The 6,738-nt window shown below is 66.5% G+C and carries 8 protein-coding genes; all 8 read right to left on the bottom strand.

The window, feature by feature from the left end:
• Positions 1–143: 143 nt before the first annotated feature.
• Positions 144–476 (bottom strand): hypothetical protein, encoded by a 333-nt coding sequence (locus tag AB0J09_RS51905; RefSeq protein ID WP_360709176.1) that lies wholly within the window; start codon positions 474–476, stop codon positions 144–146.
• 411 nt (positions 477–887) lie between these two features.
• Positions 888–1,145: a hypothetical protein gene (locus tag AB0J09_RS51900; protein WP_360709174.1), complete on the bottom strand. Its 258-nt coding sequence runs from the start codon at positions 1,143–1,145 to the stop codon at positions 888–890.
• 374 nt (positions 1,146–1,519) lie between these two features.
• Positions 1,520–1,789, bottom strand: a complete 270-nt coding sequence (locus tag AB0J09_RS51895) for a hypothetical protein (RefSeq protein ID WP_360709171.1) — start codon at positions 1,787–1,789, stop codon at positions 1,520–1,522.
• Positions 1,790–2,004: 215 nt separating this feature from the next.
• A complete protein-coding gene (locus tag AB0J09_RS51890; RefSeq protein ID WP_360709169.1) occupies positions 2,005–2,487 on the bottom strand; it encodes a hypothetical protein in 483 nt (160 codons plus the stop codon).
• A 1,023-nt stretch (positions 2,488–3,510) separates the two neighbouring features.
• Complete coding sequence (locus tag AB0J09_RS51885; protein ID WP_360709167.1) at positions 3,511–4,089, bottom strand: hypothetical protein; 579 nt, start codon at positions 4,087–4,089, stop codon at positions 3,511–3,513.
• Positions 4,090–4,500: 411 nt separating this feature from the next.
• Positions 4,501–4,827: a hypothetical protein gene (locus AB0J09_RS51880; RefSeq protein ID WP_360709164.1), complete on the bottom strand. Its 327-nt coding sequence runs from the start codon at positions 4,825–4,827 to the stop codon at positions 4,501–4,503.
• Positions 4,828–4,975: 148 nt separating this feature from the next.
• On the bottom strand, positions 4,976–5,977 hold the full coding sequence (locus AB0J09_RS51875; protein ID WP_360709162.1) for a hypothetical protein: 1,002 nt from the start codon (positions 5,975–5,977) through the stop codon (positions 4,976–4,978).
• A 107-nt stretch (positions 5,978–6,084) separates the two neighbouring features.
• Positions 6,085–6,738 (bottom strand): hypothetical protein (locus tag AB0J09_RS51870; protein WP_360709159.1); only part of this gene is annotated, 654 nt, incomplete at its 5' end.

Genomic DNA, 6,738 nt, shown 5'->3' with positions numbered 1-6,738 from the left:
CGAAAAGCGTGTTGACCTGCTGCTGGCTCAGCCGCGTCAGGATGTAGTCGGCGACGGTGAAGGCCATGGTGACGCTCCCGTGTGGGCCTTGGATCCGTAGCGAAGCAGACCATGGGTTCGGCTGCCCTGCTGCACCTTGGCGATCACGATGGCGGCTCTAGACCGGCGACGGCGTCCGCTGCGGCCTCCAGACGGCGGATCCCACCCGCGACACGCGCCAGAACTTCATCCAGCGCCACCGTCTCATCGCCGGAGTCCCGCGTCGCCATAACCTCGCCCAGCGCTGCGGCGAGACGGTTCATGGCGACCCTCGCGCGGATGAACTCCACCAGCTCGTCGCGCCGCTTTACCGGTACGGGAGTGAGGTCCTGCATGGCCACTGCCAGCGACGTGGTGGCGACGTAAGAGCCGACATCCATGCCTTCACGGGCGGCGACGATCTGCAAGGTGGCGTACTCCCGATCGTTGTAGCGCAAGGGACCAACCCGATGGTCGCGACGCTTCTCCCCCCACGCGCGTCGTCCCACCTTCAGATGCATCCCTTCTGCGTGACCACTCCAACAACCTGACAAGCAAAAGTGACTCAAGTTCTGTGATCTGTAAGGCGCGAGCGTAGCGGATGGTCGGTAGAAATGGAGAGATTGTCCGACTATTCCGATAACTTGCTCCCCAAAAGGGCTTACAACGATCTTGAAAAGCGGGCTACCGGCGCGCGTCTGCCGTTGAGCGACACGGACTGTCAGTACGGGCCAGCCGTCGCTCGTTCTGGTGGGGCGAGCGACGGCGGCGTTGCTGCATGGACCCGGGCGGGACGGCTGGGTTAATGGGGCGCCGTATCGGTCAGTGCCTCGTCCTGGGTGGCGAGCATCGGCCAGACTGGCCTCGCCTCAGCTGGCTCGCCCGTCTCTGACGGGAGCCGTCATCTCCGCCCAACTGCGTACGTTGAAGCCCCACTTGTGGAGGCGCCGGATCTCCGCATCAGGCACTCCCAGGCTGAGCGCGTACAGGTAGTCGGACCGGCTGATCCCGATGGCGACCGCCCTTGAGACACGATGCTTAGTGATCCGCACTCGAACGGAGGCGGTGGCGGTGGCCACCGCCACCTTGATGGCTCGGATGCTGCCACTAACGATGGTGTAACTCACGGCATCCTCCTTTGGCTGGATGGACTCGGTGGTCTTGAGTGCTGACCCGTGGAGAGTGCCCATGGGCTCAAGCGGAAGTCGGCAACCGGCCGCCGCGCCTTGTCAGGTGAACCTTGCGACGTCGGGATGCCAGGGGATCCGACATCCCGACGACCGCGATGAGGAGCTGAGAAGTCAGCGGCCCCCACGGCGTTGAATGCTCAACCGCAGAAGCGAAAAGGGCCAGAGCCGGGTGAGGATGTTCCTCTTGCGCGAGGTTGCCGAGGTACCGCTGAAGTCGTCGGGGGCATCCGGACTCTCGACGGAGTCAGGTGTGACGCAGCCTCGATAGCTTTCGTGGGCGGCATGCTGAGCACGAGCACTCGCGAGGATGGCTACCGCGCTGTAGGTGACCGGTCCAAAGCGATTGAGGTTCCATAGTGTCCGAACTCGAGCTGTTCAGCCTCGATGGAGCTGCCGAGATAGCCCGCGATGCGGTCAATGACGGCGCGCATCTCTTCGTCCGTACCGTGTTGGGGAAAGTAGTGCACCGGCACCGTTCCCAAGGGATTCTCCATAATGGGGATCTCGGGGTTGGCGACGATGAAGTCGGCGAAATCCCGCAGACCCTTGGCCAGAGTTAGGCGATCGAACGAGACGGACATGTCGATTCCTCCTTGTTCGGGGCATTGGTGCAATCCGGACACGTGCTGGTCAGCGACGGTGAGTTAGGCGGCAGGTCACCAGCGAGGGCTACGCGCCCAGCTGTGGACGGTCGGGCGCTGAGGTGCGTGGCACTCGTTCCCGACACCATGAGCGATTGGGCCCTATGACTGTTCGCCGCCAAAGACCGCGGCGCAGCCGACGAATCTCGGTGCGGTCACTCCACGGGTGCGGCGCGCCTGAGCTGGCGTGCCAGCACAGACAGATCGTCTGCCGTGACGCCGTTGAAGACATGTCGGCCGCACAGCAACTGAATCGATTGCGCTGTGAGCCCCTTGGAGTTCGAAGGAACAGCGATGACTCTGAGGGTGTCCTCGTCGGACCCTTCGACCGGGAGATTGTGGCGCCTCTTATCGACCCACCAGATCCAAGGTGTCAGGCAGAACAGATGGAACACATCGGCCTGCACGACGGCGATCCGTTCGCCTCCCCCGGTCAGCTCCTTAAGTGCCTCCAAAGCGTCACGTTCGCTGGTTCGGCGAAGGATTACCCCTCGGCGCAGATGTGCGATCTGAAAGTGGGCATCGCCACTGAAGAGCGGCTGATGTTCGGGCAGCTTTCGGGCCAGCGAGATCACGTGCCTTACATGACCCTTCGTGACCTTGTCGGCCGGGCCGGAGGACCGCTGAAACGCCATCATCGGCTCCTTCATACAGGGGGTGAGGGGCTACATCGTTTGTCCGGCGCCCTGCTTTAGGGGCTGGGAATGGGAGGCACGCTCAGGCCAGGGTTTTCGGCCCTTCCCGGTCTTCAGCGCCGGCCTCCAGGGCCGATGCGCAGAACCACAGGACCATCTCAGCTCGATAAGCGACGCGGTCGGCGATCGCTTGCGCCGGCCCGGTGGGCGGGGAATGGGGCACTCGAGGACGCGGGCGCTCAGTGCGCCACAAGGACCGGCGGCGGGAACGTGAAGGTCGGGAGAGCCGAGCCGTATCTGACGTTGTTCCGCCCACCGCCGCTGGCGGAGGGTGAGAGATCGCCGGACGTTGAAAGGGCTGCCTCAGCTACCTTGGCACCGAGGCCAGGTGTCCGGCTGCCTGTTCCACCAGCGCCACCAAGGCGCAGGCACACGAAAGTGCTCAGCTGCCTGACGCAGGTCCCTCAGCTGGCGCTGGCGACGTCGTTCCTTGATGAGGAGAGCAATCTGAATGGCGACACCGGCGACGACAGCAAGAGCAGCAACGGTTTCCATCAACGTTTCCTTCTGAGGTTCGCCGGTGCGATTTGCTCATGGGTTGGTGATGACGCCGTGCCGTGCGGCCGCACGGCACGCACGCGGCTACGGTAGGTGGTGATCGGCCAGACGTACGCCGGACGTCTCTCGTGCACGCTGAATCTTCTCGTGCTTGGCGCCCTCAGCGGAAAGCCGGAGGTACCGGGAAAAGTCCCGCACGGGTGTCCGCTGCGCAGCCCACACCTGCTCCAGCGTCGCCCCTGCGGAATGCAGCCGGAGGTGCCAGGCTCGATCCGCGGTGGTCTCACCAGCCACGCCGGGATTGTGCTGAGAGCTCATCGTCAACTCCTTCGGGTTCAGGATAGAAGGACGGTGCCGCTGTCGCGACTGAAAGGGACTGCCGACCCGGGATTAGCCGGTGCCTCTAGCTTCCCCGGGGCCACCGTGTGGTCCCGGGCGCTCTGCCCGCTGCGTGGAACGCGTCGGTGGTCAGAAGGGAATGTCGACGCAGGCCCGCAGGGCGGGCTGGTGCCGCTGACCCGTCCTGCGGGCGACCATGTAGTCGCGGACCCAGTCGCCGAGCTCGCGCAGGGTTTCGCGGGCTTGCGCGTCCGTGGCCACGGTGCGCAATTCCGCGTACGTCAGCATATTGAGGCCGTCTGCGAAGGCGGCACGCACCTCCCGGTCTTTGGCGCCGGCCTTCAGCGCGTCACTGTAAGACCACAGGTTCACGTTGGCTCGAAAGGCGGCACGGACGCGGCGGTCGCTGGCGCCGGCTCGGCGGGCCATGTCGTACTCGCAGGGGGCGATACCGGCGCGGTGGGCGGCCAACGTGCGGTCGTGGCTGATTCCCCATTCACGGGCTTCGACGTAGTCGAACAGGTCGATGCCGATGGCGTCCGCCGCGCACAGTTCGGCGTGCGTGCAACCGAGCGCGAGTCCCTTTCCGTACCAGAACAGGTTCATGCCAACGGAGTGCACGAGGTGAACCTGTTCGGCGGTAGCGCCGGCGGCGCGGGCGATTGCGGCGCTGTGGGGGTCGATGGCGATGGCGAACGATGTGAGCACGGATGTCTCCTGTCTATGAGTCGGATTCGGAGGGATGCGTCCCGGACCGGGCGGCGGTGCACACCTGGGCCGGGGCCGCATCTCGGTTCGGGTCCTGCCGGTCAGCCGGAAAGGTTGTTCCACGTGGACGTGAAGGTCTGCTGATGCCGTTGACCGCCCAGCCGAAGGTCGTTGTCATCGACGTGACGGCCTTGTGGGTGTCGCGAGTCGGGCTGACCCGGCGCCTGAGTCCGTCGCCCGGTGGACCCGCGGAGCGGGGCAAGACTCGCCCCTTGGGGCGACCGCGTAGCGGCTTGGTCTTGCCCCGCGCAGCGGGTTCGCCGTATCACTCAGGCAGGTGCCGGGTGGCCTGCCTTGCGACCGTTTCCGCGCCTTTCGTCCCGGCACGGCCGGCGCATGGGAATGCGGGGGTTACGTCGGCCGGAGGACGCCCTGGCGGTGCTGGAAGACCGGCGGCTCGGTGTCCGTTTCCCCTGTCGCGTTGTACTCCTGGGCCGCCGCGCGGCAGGCGTCTCGTTCCTTTCGCCGGTCTGGGCACCATCCCTCTTCGCGGAGGGTCGAGCGGCATGGACGGGGCCGCTCGTACAGGCCGCGGATGACCGCGGACACGTCGGGGCGGTCGAGCAGAAGGTTGCGCATGGGGTCCCAGTCGCGCAGGACCTCCGGCTCGACCGGGACAAGCCTCCGGTGGTAGTGGGTGAGGAGCCAGTTGAGCTGGTCCTTGTCCGTTCGGGACATGAGCCTCCTACGCGTGACAGGGCATGGTCAGGAACAGCCGGCCAGCCGCCGCAGCCGGTCTGCGCATGGCGTCGGCGTGGTCAGCTCTTCGGCGGGTGAGCAGCATGGGGATCCGAACGGCGGGGCCGGACGGCCGGGCTGGGTGTGGTTAGAACGGAATGGCCCAATCCATCGCGAGCACCTGCTGGTGGGAGCGACCGTTTCGCCGTTCGAAGGCGTAGGCCGACAACCAGACGTGGTGGCGATGCGCTTCCATGATCTCGGCGTGCGTGGCCAGGTCCGCGGCAGCCAGATAGTCACGAAGGGGAATGTCAGCGGCGGCCAGTTGGCCAGCGCGACGCACGGGCATGCCTGCCTGCCGGTCCGCGGCGTACTGCAGCACGGCGGAGAGGGGCGCGCGTCTTCTCCAGGCCTCGCGCTTCCACGGCAGCAGCGCCAGGCGGGCGACGAGCGCGCGCCAGCCGGTGGCCGCAGCGAGAATCGCGCGGTGGGACAGCCCGTTGTCTCGGGCCTGAAGGTAGGTGTGCGTCGGGATGTTCGCCGCCCGGCCTTGAGCGAGCTGCTCGTACGTGGCGACCTCGTTCATGAGGGCGTCCACCACGGCGTAGTCGAGGCCCGCGTGTGCGTCGAGGTCGAACTCCTCCAGGCCGCGCAGGTCGGCGCCGTATCCATGGGTTTTGATCAGCGCTTCCCCGTCGACGTCGTCGACAACGAACATCCGTCGAACGCGCACCATCCCTTGTTCTGCGTGACTACCCAGCACATCGGCGGGATGGTAGGCGACGAGCAGCAGGTGCGTGAACGGGAGGTTGCCGGAGGCGATCCCTTCCCACATGGCCGCCTGGTTCCCGGTCTTGGGGTCGGCGTAAGCCATCTCCGTGGTGGCCAGGCATAGACCGTCCCCAATGGCCGACGGGCAGGCGTCGCTGTTGTGGTCGTTGATCGGTCCGGGGGCGATGGCCCAGTTGCCGGGTTCGGGATAGGCGAATCCCCGCGAGGAGGAGCGCTGGCCGGTGGCCGGATCGCGGCTGACGGCCCGCAGACCCCAGTGCTGGGTTCCCTCCGGCAGCTGGTGCCCGCCGTCCGTGACCACCTTGTGGAGCAGGTTGGTTCGGGGCAGGAAGTCCGCGACAACGGTCGGTTCAAGCATGTGGTGTGCTCCTTTGGTCAGATCGCGGCAACGGGTGCCCGGGACGCGGAGGCAGCACGCCCCCGCCTGCCGCCACGGGCAGGCGGGGGCGTGCCGGGGGGGAGAGCTCAGCCACGTACGGGAACGCGGATGCCGAGCGCCTCGTGGGGCTCCTCTTCGAGGTCCTGTCTGTGGGAGGCCGGGGAGGTGAAGTCGAGGGATTGCTGGCGCGAAAAGCTGTCCGCTGGTGGCCGCATGTGACGGCTGAGCCAGCCGTCGAGAATGAGCAGAGCTTGCAAGGTCTCGGCTCTGTCGGTGACCTGCTGGCCGCTGCCGGTTAGAGAGAAGTCGCGCCCGACCCGATGGGCGGCTCGTACTTGCTGGTCTGTCGCGCCGGCCCAGCGAGCTAGGACGTACTCGCGCAGGTTGATGCCCGCTCTTTGCGCGGCTCGGACGCGGCGGTCGCTGGCTCCAGTCTGCCGAGCTGCGTGGTAGACGAACACGTCGATGCCAGCACGGTGCGCGGCGTAGATGTGGTCATCGCTGATGCCCGCTCGGCGCGCTCTCCGGTAGAGGCGCACGTTGATCCCGGCGCCGTGGGCGCAACGCACTTCGTGGTGGGTCAGCCCGTCGGACAAGCAGCTGCCGTACTCCCACAGGTCCACGCCGGCGGCATGCATGCTCAGCGCCTGGCCCAGGCTGGCTCCTGCCCCCAACGCGTACGCCAGCGCCTCCAGGTCGACGCCGGTGCGGCGTGCGGCCTCGATCTCGCTGGCGGTGAG

It is taken from the genome of Nonomuraea sp. NPDC049784 (genome assembly GCF_040659615.1).
In the GTDB taxonomy this organism is placed as follows: Bacteria; Actinomycetota; Actinomycetes; order Streptosporangiales; family Streptosporangiaceae; genus Nonomuraea.
The sequence above is the reverse complement of the archived record's forward strand: the minus strand, read 5'-3'. Positions and strand labels throughout refer to the sequence as shown.

Bases quoted from the DNA above. Each gene is read 5' to 3' on its own strand.
- AB0J09_RS51895 (WP_360709171.1), bottom strand. From the start codon at position 1,789: ATGTCCGTCTCGTTCGATCGCCTAACTCTGGCCAAGGGTCTGCGGGAT.
- AB0J09_RS51890 (WP_360709169.1), bottom strand. From the start codon at position 2,487: ATGATGGCGTTTCAGCGGTCCTCCGGCCCGGCCGACAAGGTCACGAAG.
- AB0J09_RS51880 (WP_360709164.1), bottom strand. From the start codon at position 4,827: ATGTCCCGAACGGACAAGGACCAGCTCAACTGGCTCCTCACCCACTAC.
- AB0J09_RS51875 (WP_360709162.1), bottom strand. From the start codon at position 5,977: ATGCTTGAACCGACCGTTGTCGCGGACTTCCTGCCCCGAACCAACCTG.